Here is a 19303-nt window from a genome sequence, read left to right as displayed (position 1 = left end):
CCAGATCATGGGCAAGGGGCCTCCAATACCCGGAAGGAAATCTCAAAATTATTGAGGGGAATTGTCAAAACCCGGGGCAGCCTCCCCGGATTTTGACGATTCCTACCCTACAGGAGGCTTTCTTGCGAAACCGAATTCACCCTGACACCTTTCTTCCCTTGAGTTTGAAAGGCAAATTTGAAATTACAGCGTTTCCCAGTCGGCAATTTTGAAACTCATGGGCCTATCTGCGCTACTTTCAGCCAGCCATGAAACCAGCAACCTCGGTTTGGACTTCCTTTCGGATCGCGTCCACATCGGACGTAGATGTTTGCTTCAGGTGTGCAAGAACCAGCAGCGTTGCTGGTTGGACAGAGAGAACCTCTGCGACTTGCTCAATTTTTCCAATGGTGGGGTTCCACTTACCACGCTCGATCATACTGATGTAGCTCTGACTTGCTCCCAGGTTTTCCTGAGAGAGCGCCCTCTGCTGCCGAATCGCCTTTATCACTAAACCCAGCGCTTCATTCAGTTCCACTTTGCGTCCTCGCAAAAGGAACGATGAAGCCTTTTTGGCCCTGAATGAGCTATGCTGTATATAGCTTAAATGAAGAGGCGCATGAATGTTTACCACCTACAGGCATGCCGAGATCCCGCTTGCGCCGGTATTTGGAGATCACTATCAGCTATGGCGATTTGTTGAGCTTGAGCAGCATCGACCGTAAGCGCTCCATAGACCCCACCTCCCTCTGGAGAGGTTTTGCGTTTTACAGTGGCGTCGTTGGTTGGCAGTTCCAAGGCAGCAGCGCTTCGTAGGCTTCAACGCTGTTGGCCAGCGGCAGGCGTTCGAGGACATGGCGCAGCCAGGCGTAGGGCTCCTGGCCATTGGTCTTGGCGGTTTCCACCAGGCTGTAGAGTTGGGCGCTGGCGGTCGCGCCTTTCGGCGTGTCGCTGAACAGCCAGTTCTTGCGACCTATGACGAAGGGCCGGATCGCGCGCTCGGCAGCGTTGTTATCGATCTGCAGGTGGCCAGCCTCGATGTAGCGTTCGAGTCGGCTCCAGTTGCTCGCCAGGTAGTTCACTGCTTTGCCCAGGGCATTCTGCGCCGTGACCTGCGGCTGGGGTTTCTCCAGCCAGGTCTTGAGCTGATCGAGGAGCGGTAGGCTGTGCTGCTGGCGGCCCCGGTAGCGCTGTTCATCGCTGGCATCCTTAAGTTCGCGCTCGATGCCGTAGAGCTTGTTGATCATCCCCAACGCGATGTCGGCACGCCCGGTTTTGCCCTTCGGTTGCACCTTTTGCGCTTCGACGAACTTGCGCCGCGCATGCGCCCAGCAGGCCAGGCGCTCAACACCTTGTTGTGCGGCCACGGCGTTGAGCCGGCGTAATCGTCGGTCATCAGGTAGCCGCGATAACCGTCGAGCAGGCGCAGCGGCACCTCCTGCGCGCGGCTGGTTGTGTAGTCGAAGAGGATCACCGGTTTGCCAGGCGGGCCACCGGTCTGCACCCACATCCAGGAGTGGCTGCTCGGATCGCGCCCAGGCTCCTTGAGCACCTGCACGCGGGTTTCATCGCAGTGGATCACCGGACTGTCCAGCAGCCTGTCGCGCATCAGGTTGAGCAACGGTTGTAGCAGTTCGCCGCACTGGATCACCCAGCGCGCCAGGGTCTGCCGGGGGATGTCGATGCCATGGCGACTGAGCATCTTTTCGAAGCGATACAGTGGGATGCCGTCGGCGTATTTGCTGGTCAGCAGCATCGCCAGCACGCTCGGGCTGGCCAGGCTTTTCTCGATCAGTTGGGCCGGTTTGTCAGCGGTGACCGGCGCGCTTTCGCAGGCCTTGCAGGCATAGGTCTTGCGAATGTGGCGGATCACCTGAACCTGCATCGGGATGATTTCCAGCTGCTCGCTGGTTTCTTCGCCGATGGCCTGCTTGCGGCAACCGCATTCGCAGGTCAGTTCGTGTTCGGGCAGTTCGTGGATGACCTCGACACGCGGTAGTTCGGCCGGTAACGGCTTGCGCTTGCCGCGGCGCTTGGTCGGCGCAACGACTTCTTCCTCGACCTCAGCGGCCGGAGCTTCAGCCGCCGCTTCGGCCAGGCTTTCCGCTTCGTTGAACATCTCTAGCTGCGGTGAATCCGGGTCGCTGCTCTGCTCGGATTTACGGCCGAACAGGCGCTGGATCAACAGCGCGTTTTGTTCGCGCAGGCGCTCGATCTGCCCATCCTTGTCCTTGGCCAATTCCTGCGCCGACGACAACACCTCAGCGAGCAATTGCTTGAGCGCGGCGGGGTCATCAGGAAGGGTTTCGGGCACAGAAATCATGCCGTGGATTATACCGGCTCAGGTGACGAACCTAGGGGTCAAAACCTGGTGCGGCCGGTTGCGCCACAGGTCGATACCGTCCAACAACCAGTTCAACTCCTGGGCCGTCAGCACGATCGCATCTTCGCCAGGTTCCGGATGCGACTTGAAGCGTTCAGCCTCCAATCGCTTGAGCCACAGGCAAAAGCCGTTGCGCTCCCAATACAAAATCTTCACCCGGCTGCGCGCGCGGTTGAGGAAGACGAACAGCACCGGGTCGAACACCGCCACCTTGATATCCAGCTCGACCAGGGCGGCCAGGCCATCGATGGATTTTCGGAAATCCACCGGCTTGGGGTATAGATAGACTTTTTCGACTTTGGCGTCGGGGCGCATCATGACGGCTGGCTCCAGAAAGAAATTGGAGCTCAGCATTGGCTGGCCTGCGGATCATTTGTAGATGAGGTTTATGGAGCGCTTACGAATAACCGTAATCAATATCGACAATAAACTTGATGGTCGTGCGCGCCTCAATGGCGAGTGCTGGGATAGATGTCGTAGAAGTCCAGAGTGGTCAGTGGGAGACGGTTATCGCTGAGAGAGTTGCAACCGAAATGCTACAAAAATACCCAGACCTCAAGGCCTTTTTGTGTGGCAACGACAGCATGGCCCTGGGTGTAGCTACTGCCGTGCGCAATGCTGGCCGTGAGGGCAAAATTAAGATTATTGGCTACGACAATATTTCACCAATAGCGCCTATGCTGGCGGACGGTCGTATATTGGCCACGGTCGATCAGTTCGCAGGGCAGCAGGCCGTTTTTGGTATCGAAATGGCTCTAAAAGCACTCTCAGAAGAAACCCCACAAAAGGACCTGCCTACATTTGTACAAACCCCTCTGAAATTGATCACTCGTCAATGAGGCTCAAAAAAGTATGTCAGTTTATAGGTTGCTGCCTTTAGTACTGCTACTGAGCCTGGCGCATGGCGCGCTGGCTAATGGTGTCACTGTTCTAGTTGAGCCCTACCCTCCATTTGTCACTGAGCGATCGGGGAAAATTTCCGGACCATATGTCGATTCGTTCGAAATGATTGCGCAAAATCGAGGCATCAAGACCCGAATAGTGTCAATGCCAATTCGGCGCGCCCTTCAGTTTTCGCAACAAACACCCGATACCTGCGTATTGGCATTAAATTACTCAGCTTCTGATGCTGAGGTTTTAATCTATCTCAGTAAAATTACCCCAATCTTCATATGGGCGTATGCACGCCGCGATGCTCAAGTTGAGGCCACTTCCCTCAACGATCTGAAGAATTACAAGGTAAGCACTGTAGATATGGCCGAAGTTCGATACCTTCTCGACGATGCCGGGATAAAATACGTCCCCCTGCATATCAATGCGCTTGGCCTAAAAATGCTCAACGCCAAGCGCTTCGACGTATTACTGAGTGATGTAAGTTCAGAACTGGCTGCTAGAGAAGAGATAGCGGTCACACGCTTATTTACGGTCGCTCAGTTGGATCGCTGGTTGGCGTGCAATCCAAAGACCGACTCAGCCACGCAGGCAGTACTGCGCGAAGCGCTCAAAGAGGGCCTTTTCTCAGAGGAAACTCGTGCAATTTGGGTTAGTTACGGCATGGGCGACTACTACAAAAAAGTGCGCAATGAATGGTCTCCAATAAGCAAATCACACTAGAGTAAGCCACTCCAAACTCGTGTTCTCGGTATCAGTCACTGCATTGAAGCCCGATATAATATTGGGCTCACAAGGTAAATGCCAAGGGCTATGGAAGTGCTGTTAATATAACGCCACGTCACAGGTGCAGATTACGAGGCCCATAAATCAAGGGTTTACGGGCTTTCGTCAGCTGGATTAACTACGGTTTGTTTGGCTGACAGTTAATGAGGCCATTTGCAGTTATGACCAGCACACAGAGCAGTCGCAGTTCTCGGCGTGCTTCGGGCGGTTGTATGCGTCCCTGACTCATGCCAACCCCCTTAGCTCAATCCCTGTTGCCTCCGCTCACTCCTTTCAGTCACGATCCAATAAATGAAAGCTGGGCAGCGCTATATGCCAGCGAATGGCCGCCAGGCGAATCAGCAGCACGGTCAGCATGGCCACCCCGGTATCTAGCCAGTGTGGTGTGTCCAGCGCACGCATGCCGATAAACATCAGGGCACCGGCAATGCAGGCTGTTGCATAGATTTCTTTCTGGAAGATCAGCGGGATCTCATTGCAGATCACATCGCGCATGACCCCACCGGCTACACCGGTCATCACGCCCATGATCACTGCCGTGCTGTGGGGCACGTTGTGTTGCATGGCGACCTCGGTTCCGATCACGGTAAATACCGCCAGCCCGAAAGCATCCGCCAGTAACAGGCCTTTCTCGTGGATTGGCTGCGTCAGACGTACCCAGAGCACCGTAGCGACGGCTGCCAGCGATGCGACAACGATATACAGGTCGTTGCGAATCCAGCTAACCGGATGGTTGTCCAGTATTACATCACGCAGCGTGCCACCGCCAAGCGCAGTAACGATGGCTATCACCAGTACACCAAACAGGTCCATGGACTTGCGCCCGGCCATCAGTGCGCCGGTGATGGCAAAGACCGCAACGCCGAACAGATCGGCCAGATAGAACAGTTGCGCCATGCTGACCTCAGGAGGACACAGGGGTACGCATGGTGACGAACTCTTCGGCGGCCGTTGGATGCACGCCGATGGTTTCATCGAACAATTGCTTGGTTGCGCCTGCTTTAAGCGCCACTGCCAGTCCCTGGACAATTTCACCGGCGTCCGGGCCAACCATATGACAGCCCAGTACGCGGTCTGTGGCAGCGTCCACCACCAGTTTCATCAGGGTGCGCTCCTGGCTTTCGGTCATGGTCAGCTTCATCGGACGGAAGCGGCTTTCGAAGACCGTGACGTTGTAGCCCTCCTCCTTCGCCTGCTCTTCACTGAGCCCGACTGTGCCTATATTCGGCAGGCTGAATACGGCCGTAGGGATCAGCCGGTAGTCGACCTTGCTGTATTCCTCAGGCTTGAACAGGCGTCGTGCTACCGCCATGCCTTCGGCCAGTGCTACGGGCGTCAGCTGTACGCGACCGATCACATCGCCGATGGCGAGGATTGACGGTACCGTAGTCTGGTATTGCTCGTCGACCTTGATAAAGCCGCGCTCATCGAGCTGCACATGGGTATTTTCCAGTCCCAGGTTATCCAGCATCGGCCGGCGTCCGGTGGCATAGAAAACACAGTCGGTTTCAAGCACGCGGCCATCCTTGAGGGTGGCCAGCAGGCTGCCATCGGCCTGCTTGTCGATGCGGGCGATATCGCTGTTGAATTGCAGATCCACACCACGCTTGCTCAACTCTTCCTCTAGGTGCAAGCGCACGGCCTTGTCGAAGCCACGCAGGAACAGCTCTCCGCGATAAAGCAGCGAGGTGCATGCGCCCAGTCCGTTGAAGATCGAAGCGAATTCCACGGCGATATAACCGCCGCCCACCACCAGCACGCGCTTGGGCAGCTGCTCAAGAAAGAAAACCTCATTCGAGCCAATGGCATGTTCATGCCCAGGCACTTCAGGAATCTGCGGCCAGCCGCCGGTGGCAATCAGGATGTGCTTGGCGCTGTAACGCTGTCCGCCCAGTTCAACACTGTGTTCATCGACAATCCGCGCGTGGCCTTCGAGCAAGGTCACACCACTGTTAACCAACAGGTTGCGATAGATGCCATTGAGTCGGTCGATTTCACGGTTTTTGTTACTGATCAGGGTCGACCAGTCGAACTTGCTCTCCCCCAGTTCCCAGCCAAAGCCTTGCGCCTGTGCGAAGTCGTCGGCGAAGTGTGCACCATAAACCAGCAGTTTCTTCGGTACGCAGCCAACATTGACGCAGGTGCCGCCGAGGTAGCGGCTTTCGGCAACCGCCACGCGCGCGCCATAGCCGGCAGCAAATCGCGCAGCCCGCACACCGCCGGAACCGGCGCCAATTACAAACAGGTCGAAGTCGTAGGTCATTTCAGCCTCCAGAACAAGCTGCCAGCATACCCCAAGGAGCTCCAGTGCCTAAACTTGATGCCATGCAGAACAGGAGAGTCGTTATGCGCCCTACTCTTACTCATCTGGCCTTGCACGTGCCTGACCTCGATGCCTGCGTAAATTTTTACGAGCAGTTCTGCGCGATGCAGGTGATTCACCAGCGCGCTGGCAAAGGCTCACGGATTGTCTGGATGGCCGAACAGGGTAAGGAACACAGCTTTATTTTTGTGATCATGCCGGGGGGGCAGGATCGCCAATTGGCTGCGGACGACTACAGTCACTTGGGCTTTGCCCTGGAAAGTCGAGAGCAGGTTGATCGCATCGCGGCGCGAGCACGAGTGGCAGGGTGTCTGGTCTGGGAGCCACGTGATGAGCCCTACCCTGTTGGTTACTACTGCGGCCTGCGCGATCCCGCAGGCAACTATGTGGAGTTCAGCTACGGCCAGCCGTTAGGGCCTGGCGCTGAGCAGATATCCTTGCCCTAAATGCACACAGCCACCCGAAGGTGGCTGTGTATTACCGCGTCAAGTGCCTAATCAATAGGCCTTGCCGGTTTTGTAGAGGTTCTCGAAGCAGAAGTTGGTGGCTTCGATATAGCCTTCTGCACCGCCGCAATCGAAACGCTTGCCCTTGAACTTGTAGGCCATCACGCAGCCATTCTGCGCCTGCTTCATCAGTGCGTCGGTGATCTGGATTTCGCCGCCCTTGCCAGGTTCGGTTTGCTCAATCAGCTCGAAGATGTCCGGAGTCAGGATATAGCGACCGATGATCGCCAGATTCGACGGCGCGTCTTCCGACTTGGGCTTCTCGACCATGCTGTTAACACGGTAGATGTCGTCGCGAATCATCTCGCCGGCGATCACCCCATATTTATGGGTTTCTTCCGGTGGCACTTCCTGAATGGCGACGATCGAGCAGCGGAACTGGTTGTACAGCTTGACCATCTGCGTCAGCACCGCGTCGCCTTCCAGGTTCAGGCACAGGTCGTCAGCCAGCACTACGGCGAAGGGCTCATCACCAATCAGTGGGCGGCCACAGAGAATGGCGTGGCCGAGGCCTTTCATTTCCACCTGACGGGTGTAGGAAAAACTGCACTCGTCGATCAAACGACGAATGCCAACCAGGTATTTTTCCTTGTCGGTGTCACGTATCTGTTGCTCAAGCTCGTAGCTGATGTCGAAGTGATCTTCCAGGGCACGTTTGCCGCGGCCGGTGATCATGGCAATTTCCGTCAGCCCGGCTTCCAACGCCTCTTCGACGCCGTACTGGATCAGCGGCTTGTTCACGATCGGCAGCATTTCCTTGGGCATGGCCTTGGTGGCTGGCAGAAAGCGGGTGCCGTAACCGGCTGCTGGGAACAAGCATTTCTTGATCATGGGAAACCTTGGGGAGATGGGGGTGAAAATTGCGTGCGCAGTTTATCAGGCTGCACTGGCCTTACAATGCCCCTGCGCGGGCCGGCCAATGCCTCGGTAAAGAAAACCCAGCTCTGCCAACTGCATGGCATCGTAGATATTACGCCCGTCAAACAGCACAGGCATGCGCATCAAACCACGAATGCGGGCGAAGTCGGGCTGGCGAAACTGCTTCCATTCGGTGACGAGCACCAGCGCATCTGCACCTTCAACAACGCTATATGGCGACGTGCTCAAGCGCAGTTGACCGCTATCAATCGCCTGACTGTAGCGCTCTGCAAGAGCCGTTGTCGCGACCGGATCACACGCCTGAACGGTGACGCCGACAGCCAGCAAGGCATCGAGCAAAACCAGGCTGGGTGCTTCGCGCAGATCATCGGTACCTGGCTTGAACGCCAGGCCCCACAGCGCCACCACCCGCCCTTGCCAATAACCGGAAAAGTGCTCACGCAATGCCTGAAACAACAGGGTTTTCTGCAGCGCGTTACGGGCTTCGACTGCGCGCAGGATGCCCGGTTCAATGCCTTCCTGCTCTGCGCAGCGAATCAGCGCCCGCACATCCTTGGGGAAACAGGAGCCACCATAACCGCAACCGGCGTAGATAAAGTGGGTACCAATACGTTTGTCGCTGCCGATGCCGCGCCGCACATCCTCGATGTCGACATCCAGGCGTGCACAGAGGCTGGCCATTTCATTGATAAAGGAAATCTTGGTGGCCAGAAAGGCGTTGGCGGCATATTTGCTGAATTCAGCCGCCCGCAGCCCCATGCATAACAAACGCTCATGATTGCGCAGGAATGGCGCATACAGGCGACGTAACAACTCATGCCCATCGGGCTCATCGCAGCCGACAATCACCCGGTCGGGACGCATAAAGTCGTCAATCGCCGAACCTTCCTTGAGAAACTCCGGGTTACTCGCCAGCGTCACCGCAAAGCGTTTGCCGCGTTTGCTCAATCGGCCGTTGATGCGCTGTGCAACACGTTCTGCCGTGCCTACGGGTACCGTTGATTTATTCACCACCACGCAGTTCTGCTCAAGCAGGTCGCCCAGTTCATCGGCCACGGCCAGAACATGCGACAAGTCCGCTGAGCCGTCCTCCCCGCTCGGCGTGCCGACTGCGATAAAGATAATCTCGGCCTGTTTGATACCTTCATGCAGATGCCGGCTGAAGCTCAGTTGACCGCTGCTCAAATGTGTTTGCAGCATGGCCTCCAGCCCCGGCTCGTAAATCGGCGACTGGCCACGGGCAAGCCGAACCACACGTTGCACATCACGCTCAATGCAGATCACCCGATTGCCCATCTCGGCAAAACAGGCCGCCGATACCAGCCCTACATACCCTGCTCCGATCACACAAATCCGCATCGCCTGCACTCCTCACTGAGTTACCGCGATTGCAGCTAAAGCAGATGGCAGGGGTATGACATGCGCGCGACATCCAGATGACAAGCCTAGGGAAACTCTGAATAAGACTTCCTGATTTTGGCAAAATGCCCGGACGCCACCCGCCGAGTTTTCCGATGAAGCAAATGACCTTCGCCGATGCCGAGTACGCCGGCAAACGCAAGCAGACCCGCAAAGAGTTGTTCCTGATCGAGATGGATCGGGTGGTGCCGTGGAAGGGTTTGATCGCACTGATCGAACCGTATTACCCCAAGGGTGAAGGCGGTCGGCCGGCCTATCCGCTGATGGCGATGCTACGTGTGCACCTGATGCAGAACTGGTTCGGCTACAGCGACCCGGCGATGGAAGAAGCGCTGTACGAGACCACTATCCTGCGGCAGTTCGCCGGGCTGAGTCTGGAACGTATCCCCGACGAAACCACCATCCTCAACTTCCGTCGTCTGCTGGAGAAACATGAGTTGGCTGCCGGCATCCTGGCCGTCATCAATGGCTATCTTGGCGACCGTGGCCTGTCGTTGCGCCAAGGCACCATCGTCGATGCCACGCTGATCAATGCGCCGAGTTCGACCAAGAACAAGGACGGCAAACGCGACCCAGAGATGCACCAGGCCAAGAAGGGCAACCAATACTACTTCGGCATGAAGGCGCACATTGGCGTGGATGACGAGTCGGGGCTGGTACACAGCGTGGTAGGCACGGCGGCCAACGTGGCGGATGTCACTCAGGTCGACAAGTTGCTGCACGGCGAGGAAAACGTGGTGTGCGCCGATGCGGGTTATACCGGTGTCGAAAAGCGCCCCGAACATGATGGGCGCGAGGTGATCTGGCAGGTTGCTGCCCGCCGCAGCACCTATAAGAAGCTGGGTAAGAGCAGCCCGCTGTACAAAGCCAAACGCAAGATCGAGAAGGCCAAGGCCCAGGTGCGCGCCAAGGTTGAGCACCCGTTCCGGGTGATCAAGCGTCAGTTCAGTTATGTAAAGACACGCTTCCGTGGCTTGGCCAAGAACACGGCGCAACTGGTGACGCTGTTCGCGCTGTCGAACCTGTGGATGGCACGCCGACATTTACTGACCAATGCAGGAGAGGTGCGCCTGTAATGCGGGAAATGGCTGCCGCGAGCTACTCGCGGCGGCTAAAAACACAGAAATGAATGGGTAATCTGATCGTTTTTGATCGATTTGCCGCTTTCAAAATCGGCGGGGGCTGAAGTCAGCCAGAAATACATGGCTACTTCAGACCATCCCTAGATAAAGATATTTGTACAAACATCAGACACAAAAAAACCGGCAACGAAGGCCGGTTTTAGAGGATTTCAGGTTCATGCAAGAACATCTGAAATCATGTACATGGTGCCGAAGCCGGAGTCGAACATAGCGCCATAGGCACTGTCTTTACTGGCCTTGCCATATGGAAATACTTCAGCGTATCCCTAAACGTATCCCTAAATCTCAATCCACTTGCTTGAAGGCAAGCAACCTATTGCCGCTTCGGGGCCTTGGTGCCTCTTGCCTACACTCAGTCTTAGGCTTTTGATAGCGGTTCAATAGCCGCTATCTCATAGTTTTCTGCGCCAACCGTACACCCCCAATGTGCTTGAGAAGTTATCCAGCCAGCTTCAACCGGGTTCTGTGCTAGTGGGTTGTACACAATCACCGAAACGTGATCGCCCCCCCTCCTCTAGTCCTTTTTGCTCTCGGAGAGAAACCCCAGCACAGCACTAACCGCCGTAAATTTTTTGTCGAGGAACGTATCTGCCGGCACTCCAACAGTCGGGGACTTAGTAATCATTGGCCTGTGCTGGTTTCGTTGATCCAAAATCTCCCCAGTAACACGGTCTATCTCAACCTCTATCGGGCCAACACCGAACAGCACCTCTACTGGCACAGGAAACTGACTCACACCATGGAGGCCGCCTGACGGGCCTGGAGCCAAAAGGCTGGAGTTCACAACAATCACATACCCATCATCTGGTCGGACTATCCCTTTCTCCAAGTACCCCTCTAGCTTTCTCGCCTTCTCGGATATGGCGTTGGTCCAACGCAAATTTATCTTTTCATGAGGAAAGCCCATCACGCCCCCGCTACCGGTAAACAGAGTCGAGGGAACACCGTTAGGAATAGGGGTATGCAACTCAAGCCACGCGGATTTCCCGCCTTTCGAGACGTAGAAATCTGGCCCTTGAGGGGAGCTTTCTAAGGAAAACCCATCGTTCCAAAGCATGTCTGCTAGCAGAAGCTCGGCCACTTTTTGGGCGTAAGTGTCAGCTTTTCCGCTGGCCAGCTCTTTCTCAAAATGAGGGTCAGCCAATCCAGCAGCTCGAAAGCGGTCATATATCGACGTCAGAAACTCAACTGCCCTCATCGTGTGATGAGGACTGGCCCGCTTCCAGCTACTGCTGAAGCAGTCAATCACCTTGGAGCGCAATGGATGATGCGGCACAAGCGGTCCTGATGGGTCGGTCAAATGTAAGCGCTCCATAGACCCCACCTCCCTCTGGAGAGGTTTTGCGTTTTACAGTGGCGTCGTTGGTTGGCAGTTCCAAGGCAGCAGCGCTTCGTAGGCTTCAACGCTGTTGGCCAGCGGCAGGCGTTCGAGGACATGGCGCAGCCAGGCGTAGGGCTCCTGGCCATTGGTCTTGGCGGTTTCCACCAGGCTGTAGAGTTGGGCGCTGGCGGTCGCGCCTTTCGGCGTGTCGCTGAACAGCCAGTTCTTGCGACCTATGACGAAGGGCCGGATCGCGCGCTCGGCAGCGTTGTTATCGATCTGCAGGTGGCCAGCCTCGATGTAGCGTTCGAGTCGGCTCCAGTTGCTCGCCAGGTAGTTCACTGCTTTGCCCAGGGCATTCTGCGCCGTGACCTGCGGCTGGGTTTTCTCCAGCCAGGTCTTGAGCTGATCGAGGAGCGGTAGGCTGTGCTGCTGGCGGCCCCGGTAGCGCTGTTCATCGCTGGCATCCTTAAGTTCGCGCTCGATGCCGTAGAGCTTGTTGATCATCCCCAACGCGATGTCGGCACGCCCGGTTTTGCCCTTCGGTTGCACCTTTTGCGCTTCGACGAACTTGCGCCGCGCATGCGCCCAGCAGGCCAGGCGCTCAACACCTTGTTGTGCGGCCACGGCGTTGTAGCCGGCGTAATCGTCGGTCATCAGGTAGCCGCGATAACCGTCGAGCAGGCGCAGCGGCACCTCCTGCGCGCGGCTGGTTGTGTAGTCGAAGAGGATCACCGGTTTGCCAGGCGGGCCACCGGTCTGCACCCACATCCAGGAGTGGCTGCTCGGATCGCGCCCAGGCTCCTTGAGCACCTGCACGCGGGTTTCATCGCAGTGGATCACCGGACTGTCCAGCAGCCTGTCGCGCATCAGGTTGAGCAACGGTTGTAGCAGTTCGCCGCACTGGATCACCCAGCGCGCCAGGGTCTGCCGGGGGATGTCGATGCCATGGCGACTGAGCATCTTTTCGAAGCGATACAGTGGGATGCCGTCGGCGTATTTGCTGGTCAGCAGCATCGCCAGCACGCTCGGGCTGGCCAGCCTTTTCTCGATCAGTTGGGCCGGTTTGTCAGCGGTGACCGGCGCGCTTTCGCAGGCCTTGCAGGCATAGGTCTTGCGAACGTGGCGGATCACCTGAACCTGCATCGGGATGATTTCCAGCTGCTCGCTGGTTTCTTCGCCGATGGCCTGCTTGCGGCAACCGCATTCGCAGGTCAGTTCGTGTTCGGGCAGTTCGTGGATGACCTCGACACGCGGTAGTTCGGCCGGTAACGGCTTGCGCTTGCCGCGGCACTTGGTCGGCGCAACGACTTCTTCCTCGACCTCAGCGGCCGGAGCTTCAGCCGCCGCTTCGGCCAGGCTTTCCGCTTCGTTGAACATCTCTAGCTGCGGTGAATCCGGGTCGCTGCTCTGCTCGGATTTACGGCCGAACAGGCGCTGGATCAACAGCGCGTTTTGTTCGCGCAGGCGCTCGATCTGCCCATCCTTGTCCTTGGCCAATTCCTGCGCCGACGACAACACCTCAGCGAGCAATTGCTTGAGCGCGGCGGGGTCATCAGGAAGGGTTTCGGGCACAGAAATCATGCCGTGGATTATACCGGCTCAGGTGACGAACCTAGGGGTCAAAACCTGGTGCGGCCGGTTGCGCCACAGGTCGATACCGTCCAACAACCAGTTCAACTCCTGGGCCGTCAGCACGATCGCATCTTCGCCAGGTTCCGGATGCGACTTGAAGCGTTCAGCCTCCAATCGCTTGAGCCACAGGCAAAAGCCGTTGCGCTCCCAATACAAAATCTTCACCCGGCTGCGCGCGCGGTTGAGGAAGACGAACAGCACCGGGTCGAACACCGCCACCTTGATATCCAGCTCGACCAGGGCGGCCAGGCCATCGATGGATTTTCGGAAATCCACCGGCTTGGGGTATAGATAGACTTTTTCGACTTTGGCGTCGGGGCGCATCATGACGGCTGGCTCCAGAAAGAAATTGGAGCTCAGCATTGGCTGGCCTGCGGATCATTTGTAGATGAGGTTTATGGAGCGCTTACCATACATCGCAGGCACAGCTAAGGATCCTCTGAAGTAGCAATGCATTTCTGGCTGACGTCAGCCTCTGCTGATTTCGAAAGTGATAAATCGATCAAAAACGATCAGATTACCGGCTCATTTCTGTGTTTTTAGCCGCCGCGAGCACCTCGCGGCAGCCATTTCCAGCATTACGGGCGCACCTCTCCTGCATTCGTCAGTAAATGTCGGCGCGCCATCCACAGATTTGACAGCGCGAATAAAGTCACCAGTTGCGCCGTGTTTTTGACCAGGCCACGGAAGCGCGTCTTCACATAACCGAACTGACGCTTGATCACCCGAAACGGATGCTCGACCTTGGCTCGCACTTGGGCCTTGGCCTTCTCGATTTTGCGCTTGGCTTTGTACAGCGCGCTGCGCTTACCGAGTTTCTTGTAAGTGCTACGCCGTGCTGCAACCTGCCAGATCACTTGACGGCCCTCATGCTCGGGGCGCTTCTCGACACCGGTATATCCGGCATCGGCCCCCACCATGTTTTCCTCGCCGTGCAGCAGCTTATCGACCTGGGTGACATCCGCCACGTTGGCGGCAGTACCCACCACGCTGTGCACCAAGCCAGACTCGTCATCCACCCCGATGTGCGCCTTCATGCCGAAGTAATACTGATTGCCTTTCTTGGTTGAGTGCATCTCAGGGTCACGCTTACCGTTCTTGTTCTTGGTTGAACTCGGCGCGTTGATCAGCGTGGCATCGACGATGGTGCCTTGGCGCAGCGACAAACCACGGTCACCCAGGTAGCCATTGATCACGGCCAGGATGCCGGCAGCCAGTTCGTGTTTTTCCAGCAAGCGGCGGAAGTTGAGGATGGTGGTTTCGTCAGGAATGCGCTCCAGAGTCAGCCCGGCAAACTGGCGTAGGATGGTGGTCTCGTACAGCGCCTCTTCCATCGCCGGATCGCTGTAACCGAACCAGTTTTGCATCAGATGCACTCGCAGCATCGCCATCAGCGGATAGGACGGTCGGCCGCCTTCACCCTTTGGATAATGCGGCTCGATCAAAGCGATCAACCCTTTCCACGGCACTACCCGATCCATCTCGATCAGGAACAATTCTTTGCGGGTCTGCTTGCGCTTGCCGGCGTACTCGGCGTCGGCGAAGGTCATCTGCTTCATCGGAAAACTCGGCGGGTGGAGTGCGGATATTTTGCCAAAATCAGGAAGTCTTTTTCAGACCATCCCTAAAGGCGGAAACGCCCAGCCATACCCTGCAGCTCGCGGCCCAGCTCTGCCAGCTCAATACTGGAGTTGGCGGATTCATCCATGGCCAACGCGGACTGATCGGCAATATCGCGAATCGAGGTAACGCTGCGGCTGATTTCTTCCGCCACCGCCGTCTGCTGTTCGGCCGCAGCGGCAATCTGTTGGTTCATCTCGAAGATCTGGCTGACTGCAGCGGCGATTTCCGCCAACGCGCCTTCGGTCTGGTTGGCATCTGCCACGGTCTGCGTCACCAATGCGCCGCTCTGACGCATGTCCTCTACAGAGCGCCGAGTGCCCTCGCGCAGGGTGGCGATCAGCCCTTCGATTTCCGCCGTGGACTGCTGGGTACGCCGCGCCAGCGCACGCACCTCATCGGCCACCACGGCAAAACCACGGCCCTGCTCACCCGCCCGTGCGGCTTCGATAGCCGCGTTGAGTGCCAGCAGGTTGGTCTGTTCGGCCACGCTCTTGATCACATCCAGCACCGAGTCGATGCGCTGGGTGTCCTGGCTGAGCCGCTCGATGCTCTGGGTGGTGATCTGCATGGCACTGGCCAGTTGGTTGATTCGCTCCAGGGTCTGCTGCACCACCGCTACGCCGCTATTGACGCGGTGATCAGCCTGTTCGGTGGACGACGCCGCAGCCTCGGCATTGCGTGCCACCTCGTACACGGTGGCGGTCATTTCACTCATGGCGGTGGCGACCTGATCGGTTTCCACCTTCTGCCCATTCACGCCCAGACGCGTTTGCTCGGTACTGGCTGACAGCGACTGCGCAGACGCGGATATCTGCAGCACCCCACCCTGCAGCCGCCCCACCATCGCGCGCAGATTGCTGGACATACCCTGCATGGCCGCCTGCAACTGGCCAATCTCGTCGCCGCGCTGCACCTCGACCTGGACGCTGAGGTCACCCTCGGCAATGCGCCGCGCCTGTTCGATCACCTGTTTGAGCGGGCGCACGATCAGCAGGGTGATGGTCAGCGTTGCCAGCAGACCGATCAGCAGCGCCAACGCCGTGGCCAGCACAATCAACCAGGTACTGGCCTGCAGCTGTCCATGCAGGCTGGCCTTCTGCCGCCCGTAGGCCTGATCAACCAGACTGAGGATGCGTTCGGCCTGTTGCACCAGGCTCTGGTATTCGCGCTTTTGCTGCTGCAACAATCCGGTGTATTCGCCCAGCCGGTCATTGAAGGAGTTGACGTTGCCGATCACCTCGGCCAACACCGCCGCATAACCGGGGTCCGCCATGGCATCGCGCAGCTCACCGGCCAACTGCTGGGCTTCGACGGCTTCCTGAATACGGGTCGGAATCGCTTCGCCACTGCTGCGGCTTTGTTCCAGCAGCACACGAGCCTGATCCAGCGCACGCAGCAACAGCTGATGCACCTGACTGATCTGCCCCGCCTGCAGCACGGATTCGCCGCCCTGCTGGCCCTGGCTGCTTTTGAGCAGATCGACGCCGTCTTCAGCCAAACCGTCTTTGAGCAGATCGAGGCTGTTGGACGCGCTGACTACCAACCAGGTCGCGGCCTCCAGCGACAGGTGCATATTGTCGCTCTGCTCAACATAGCGATCGAAGGCAGCGCGATAGGCTGTCATAGCCTCGGCCACCTGATCCAGCCCGGCCCGCTCGGCCTCCGGCAACAACGCCTGCAGCGCAGCACTGGCGTCGAGAATCTGCTGCGCCTGTTCGTGCAGCCGGGTGGCGTGCTGCTTGTCGCTACTGAGAACAAAATCCTGCTCGCTGCGGCGAATCTGCATGACCTGGCTATTGATCGCGCTCATGCGCTCCAGCAGCGTCGAGCGCGCGCTGACATCACGCAGTGCCAGAAACCCGGTGGCCGCCACCAGAGCGGTGAGCGCCAGAACGATGCCAAAGCCCGAGGCCAGTTTGCTCGCCGTGCTCAAACTGGCGACCTGCCGCTGCACCACCGTCCACATAGCTCCCCCTGTCGAACGACCACAAGACAGCCCGGCGCTGCCTGCATTCAAGGTTGGCAACATAGGAGCACAGCCGTGCTGGCGACAAGCCAGCAGGCTGGTGCGTGGTGCTAACAGCTAAACAGAGGTCGCTTTTGGCTTGATTGCCGCGCCGACCGCTCCCAACAGGAGTCAGCCGCGATCAGAGCTAGTTGGGACGCTGCATCTCGAACGTATCGCGGGTGCGGCTATAGGCCATGCCACCCAGACGCCCGACCAGATCGAGCTTGTGCGCATCGATACGGCCCTGCTCATTGAGCACCGCATCGTCGATATGCGCCAACAGCACTTCGGCGAAGATCAGATGGCAATTGGGCTTTTCTGCCGGATAAGCCTGAATCTGCGCCACCCGACACTCAAAAGCCACAGCTGCGCCAGCCACCCGAGGCGGCGCAACCCGCTGCGATGGCTGGCTGGCGATGCCGCACTGCTCAAACTCGCTGATGCCGTAGGGCAGCACCGCCGCGCTGGCATTCATCGCCTCGGCCTGGGCAAAGGACACCAGTTGAATCACCAGTTCGCCATTGGCCTGTACATTCAGCAGAGTGTCTTTCAAGCCGCCATCGGCGCGGTGATTGACATTGACCATCAGGGTCGGCGGGTCATCACTGATCACCTGGAAGAAGCTGAACGGCGCCAGGTTGCTGACACCCTCGGTCGATTGCGTGGAAACCCAGGCAATCGGTCGCGGGGTGATGGTCGACGCCAGCCAGCGGTAGCGTTCGAGCGGTTGCAGTGTGCTGAAGTCCAGTTGCATCAGCGGCCTGCTCGCGACTCGCGGATATAGAAACGGGCGCGCTCGGACTTCGCCGTACAGCCTTTGTACCCCTCGAACTGCTGCTGGGTTTTCGCCGCTGTCAGCAGCGACAGCGCCTTGGAGTAACTCACCGTACCGGCGAAACCCTCGGCCTTGGCCAGGTCCAGCTCGCGCCAGGCGGCGTCCAGCTGATTGGCGCAGCTGTTGCGATAAGCCGTTTTCCCCGCACAACCGCTCAACACCAACAGCAGCATGGGCAACACGATCCACAGTTTCATCAGGTGACTCCTGCAATAGACAGACGATTGACTCGGCATCACAACGCATCGCCGTCAATATTCGCGACGCATCAATACAGCCACTAAGACGCGTAGAACAGGTAAAAGTGCCAACACCCTTGCAACCGCTCTAGCAAGCCACAGCGGGTAAACTCGAATGTGCTGGATACTAGCAAATCGCGCCTTGGCGGCGTACGACACGGCGCGTATGTTCGCTAGATAAATAGTGATGGGGGACGTCAAGATGAGTAAGCGCATTGCACTGGTATTGGGCTCCGGAGGTGCGCGCGGTTATGCGCACATCGGCGTAATCGAGGAGCTGGAAGCCCGTGGTTATGAAATCGCCTGCATCGCCGGTTGCTCCATGGGCGCGGTGGTCGGCGGTATCTACGCCGCCGGCAAACTCAATGAATACCGCGAATGGACGCAGAGCTTGGATTATCTGGACGTATTGCGCCTGCTTGATGTGAGCTTTCGTCTAGGGGCGATTCGCGGTGAAAAGGTCTTCGGCAAAATTCGCGAAATAGTCGGCGAGATCAATATTGAAGAGCTGCCCATCCCCTTCACCGCCGTGGCCACCGACCTGACCAACCAGCAGGAAATCTGGTTCCAGGAAGGCTGCCTGCACCAGGCCATGCGCGCCTCGGCTGCGATCCCCAGCCTGTTCACCCCGGTGGTGCAAGGCAAGCGCATGCTGGTCGACGGCGGCCTGCTCAACCCCCTGCCCATCGTCCCGGTAGTGTCCGCGCACTGTGATCTGATTATCGCGGTCAACCTCAACTCGGCCCATCAGCAACACTACGAACTGCCGACTATCGAACGTGCACCCGCGCTCAAGGGCCGCTTCGACCTGCTGATGAGTTCGCTCGGCTCACGCCTACCCTCGTTCAAACGCAAGCCCGGGGAAGATGACGAACTACTTTTACTGGAAGACCAGAGCCCTGCACTACAGCCAGAAGCCATCAACCCCTGGCAGCAGAACACCCGCAGCAGTCTGGACAAACCTGCCGCGCCAAAATCTGCAAGCGGCTCACGGGTGGCCGACCTCAGCGGCCCGGCATCCCTGCTGGAGCTGATCAACCAGAGCTTCGAAGTGATGCAGACCTCGTTGGCGCAGTACAAGATTGCTGGTTACCCGCCGGATATCCTGATCAACGTGCCCAAGCGCGTGTGCCGCTTCTTCGAGTTCTACAAGGCGCCGGAACTGATCATGCTCGGCCGGCAGATCGCCAGCGATACGCTGGATAAGTACGAGCGCGGGGACCGCTAGAGCCTTTTTACGATCTGCTGCGCGTCGACCCTGCTGCGTTAAAAACAGGCTCGGCAAGCTGCTGCGGCTAACGCGCTTTAGCGCGACCCAGAGGGCGAGTAGTGCT

General features: G+C 57.8%; 18 protein-coding genes and 1 pseudogene. 5 read left to right on the top strand and 14 right to left on the bottom strand.

The features are described from left to right. Positions 1 to 238 precede the first annotated feature (238 nt). The 3 genes and pseudogenes from BLW24_RS19845 to tnpB (BLW24_RS19835) all read right to left on the bottom strand — a co-directional run bounded on the left by BLW24_RS19845 (position 239) and on the right by tnpB (BLW24_RS19835) (position 2716). Positions 239 to 517 carry a helix-turn-helix domain-containing protein gene (locus tag BLW24_RS19845; protein ID WP_090386274.1) on the bottom strand — a complete coding sequence of 93 codons (279 nt, stop codon included), beginning with the start codon at positions 515 to 517 and terminating at the stop codon, positions 239 to 241. Positions 518 to 746: 229 nt separating this feature from the next. Continuing rightward, positions 747 to 2302: pseudogene (gene tnpC / locus BLW24_RS19840) on the bottom strand (IS66 family transposase). An 18-nt stretch (positions 2303 to 2320) separates the two neighbouring features. After that, the gene (gene tnpB, locus BLW24_RS19835; RefSeq protein WP_244161054.1) at positions 2321 to 2716 is read right to left on the bottom strand and encodes an IS66 family insertion sequence element accessory protein TnpB; all 396 of its coding nucleotides are present in this window, start codon (positions 2714 to 2716) and stop codon (positions 2321 to 2323) included. Positions 2717 to 2796: 80 nt separating this feature from the next. Here tnpB (BLW24_RS19835) and BLW24_RS19830 point away from each other — a divergent pair, with 80 nt between their 5' ends. Together BLW24_RS19830 and BLW24_RS19825 are read left to right on the top strand one after the other, a co-directional pair. Further along, positions 2797 to 3201: a substrate-binding domain-containing protein gene (locus tag BLW24_RS19830; RefSeq protein ID WP_090386273.1), complete on the top strand. Its 405-nt coding sequence runs from the start codon at positions 2797 to 2799 to the stop codon at positions 3199 to 3201. Between the two features lie 166 nt (positions 3202 to 3367). Beyond that, positions 3368 to 3976, top strand: a complete 609-nt coding sequence (locus tag BLW24_RS19825; protein ID WP_139272715.1) for a hypothetical protein — start codon at positions 3368 to 3370, stop codon at positions 3974 to 3976. Positions 3977 to 4312: 336 nt separating this feature from the next. Here the strand turns inward: BLW24_RS19825 and BLW24_RS19820 are convergent, their stop codons facing one another. Next, complete coding sequence (locus BLW24_RS19820; protein ID WP_090386268.1) at positions 4313 to 4936, bottom strand: trimeric intracellular cation channel family protein; 624 nt, start codon at positions 4934 to 4936, stop codon at positions 4313 to 4315. A gap of 7 nt (positions 4937 to 4943) precedes the next feature. Further along, positions 4944 to 6302, bottom strand: coding sequence for a glutathione-disulfide reductase (gorA, locus tag BLW24_RS19815; RefSeq protein WP_090386267.1), 1359 nt, complete (start codon positions 6300 to 6302; stop codon positions 4944 to 4946). A gap of 83 nt (positions 6303 to 6385) precedes the next feature. Here gorA and BLW24_RS19810 point away from each other — a divergent pair, with 83 nt between their 5' ends. Beyond that, positions 6386 to 6808, top strand: a complete 423-nt coding sequence (locus BLW24_RS19810; protein ID WP_090386265.1) for a VOC family protein — start codon at positions 6386 to 6388, stop codon at positions 6806 to 6808. A 51-nt stretch (positions 6809 to 6859) separates the two neighbouring features. On the opposite strand, the gene galU is transcribed toward BLW24_RS19810, so the two are convergent. Together galU and BLW24_RS19800 are read right to left on the bottom strand one after the other, a co-directional pair. Then, positions 6860 to 7699 carry a UTP--glucose-1-phosphate uridylyltransferase GalU gene (galU, locus tag BLW24_RS19805; protein WP_090386263.1) on the bottom strand — a complete coding sequence of 280 codons (840 nt, stop codon included), beginning with the start codon at positions 7697 to 7699 and terminating at the stop codon, positions 6860 to 6862. A 45-nt stretch (positions 7700 to 7744) separates the two neighbouring features. Further along, positions 7745 to 9106 carry a UDP-glucose dehydrogenase family protein gene (locus BLW24_RS19800; protein ID WP_090386261.1) on the bottom strand — a complete coding sequence of 454 codons (1362 nt, stop codon included), beginning with the start codon at positions 9104 to 9106 and terminating at the stop codon, positions 7745 to 7747. Positions 9107 to 9261: 155 nt separating this feature from the next. Between BLW24_RS19800 and BLW24_RS19795 the strand changes: the two genes are divergently transcribed. Beyond that, positions 9262 to 10242: an IS5 family transposase gene (locus tag BLW24_RS19795; RefSeq protein ID WP_090375425.1), complete on the top strand. Its 981-nt coding sequence runs from the start codon at positions 9262 to 9264 to the stop codon at positions 10240 to 10242. 580 nt (positions 10243 to 10822) lie between these two features. Here BLW24_RS19795 and BLW24_RS19790 read toward each other — a convergent pair. The 7 genes from BLW24_RS19790 to BLW24_RS19760 form a co-directional block, all read right to left on the bottom strand. After that, the gene (locus BLW24_RS19790) at positions 10823 to 11623 is read right to left on the bottom strand and encodes a hypothetical protein (RefSeq protein WP_139272714.1); all 801 of its coding nucleotides are present in this window, start codon (positions 11621 to 11623) and stop codon (positions 10823 to 10825) included. A 33-nt stretch (positions 11624 to 11656) separates the two neighbouring features. Then, complete coding sequence (gene tnpC, locus BLW24_RS19785) at positions 11657 to 13213, bottom strand: IS66 family transposase (protein ID WP_090386255.1); 1557 nt, start codon at positions 13211 to 13213, stop codon at positions 11657 to 11659. 18 nt (positions 13214 to 13231) lie between these two features. Beyond that, positions 13232 to 13627, bottom strand: a complete 396-nt coding sequence (tnpB, locus tag BLW24_RS19780; RefSeq protein ID WP_244161054.1) for an IS66 family insertion sequence element accessory protein TnpB — start codon at positions 13625 to 13627, stop codon at positions 13232 to 13234. A 215-nt stretch (positions 13628 to 13842) separates the two neighbouring features. Further along, the gene (locus BLW24_RS19775; protein WP_090375326.1) at positions 13843 to 14823 is read right to left on the bottom strand and encodes an IS5 family transposase; all 981 of its coding nucleotides are present in this window, start codon (positions 14821 to 14823) and stop codon (positions 13843 to 13845) included. A gap of 65 nt (positions 14824 to 14888) precedes the next feature. After that, entirely contained in the window at positions 14889 to 16853 is a 1965-nt protein-coding gene (locus BLW24_RS19770; protein WP_090386252.1) for a HAMP domain-containing methyl-accepting chemotaxis protein, read from the bottom strand. 187 nt (positions 16854 to 17040) lie between these two features. Then, positions 17041 to 17649 (bottom strand): flavin reductase family protein, encoded by a 609-nt coding sequence (locus BLW24_RS19765; protein ID WP_090386249.1) that lies wholly within the window; start codon positions 17647 to 17649, stop codon positions 17041 to 17043. Next, positions 17649 to 17927 carry a hypothetical protein gene (locus BLW24_RS19760; protein ID WP_090386246.1) on the bottom strand — a complete coding sequence of 93 codons (279 nt, stop codon included), beginning with the start codon at positions 17925 to 17927 and terminating at the stop codon, positions 17649 to 17651. The genes BLW24_RS19765 and BLW24_RS19760 overlap by 1 nt, the downstream gene beginning before the upstream one ends. 244 nt (positions 17928 to 18171) lie before the next feature. Here BLW24_RS19760 and BLW24_RS19755 point away from each other — a divergent pair, with 244 nt between their 5' ends. Then, a complete protein-coding gene (locus BLW24_RS19755; protein WP_090387806.1) occupies positions 18172 to 19197 on the top strand; it encodes a patatin-like phospholipase family protein in 1026 nt (341 codons plus the stop codon). The last annotated feature ends 106 nt before the right edge of the window (positions 19198 to 19303 follow it).

Origin of the sequence: Pseudomonas anguilliseptica, from assembly GCF_900105355.1 — a bacterium.
In the GTDB taxonomy this organism is placed as follows: domain Bacteria; phylum Pseudomonadota; class Gammaproteobacteria; order Pseudomonadales; family Pseudomonadaceae; genus Aquipseudomonas; species Aquipseudomonas anguilliseptica.
Note: the sequence above shows the minus strand (reverse complement) of the source record. Positions and strands in the feature narration are given on the sequence as shown.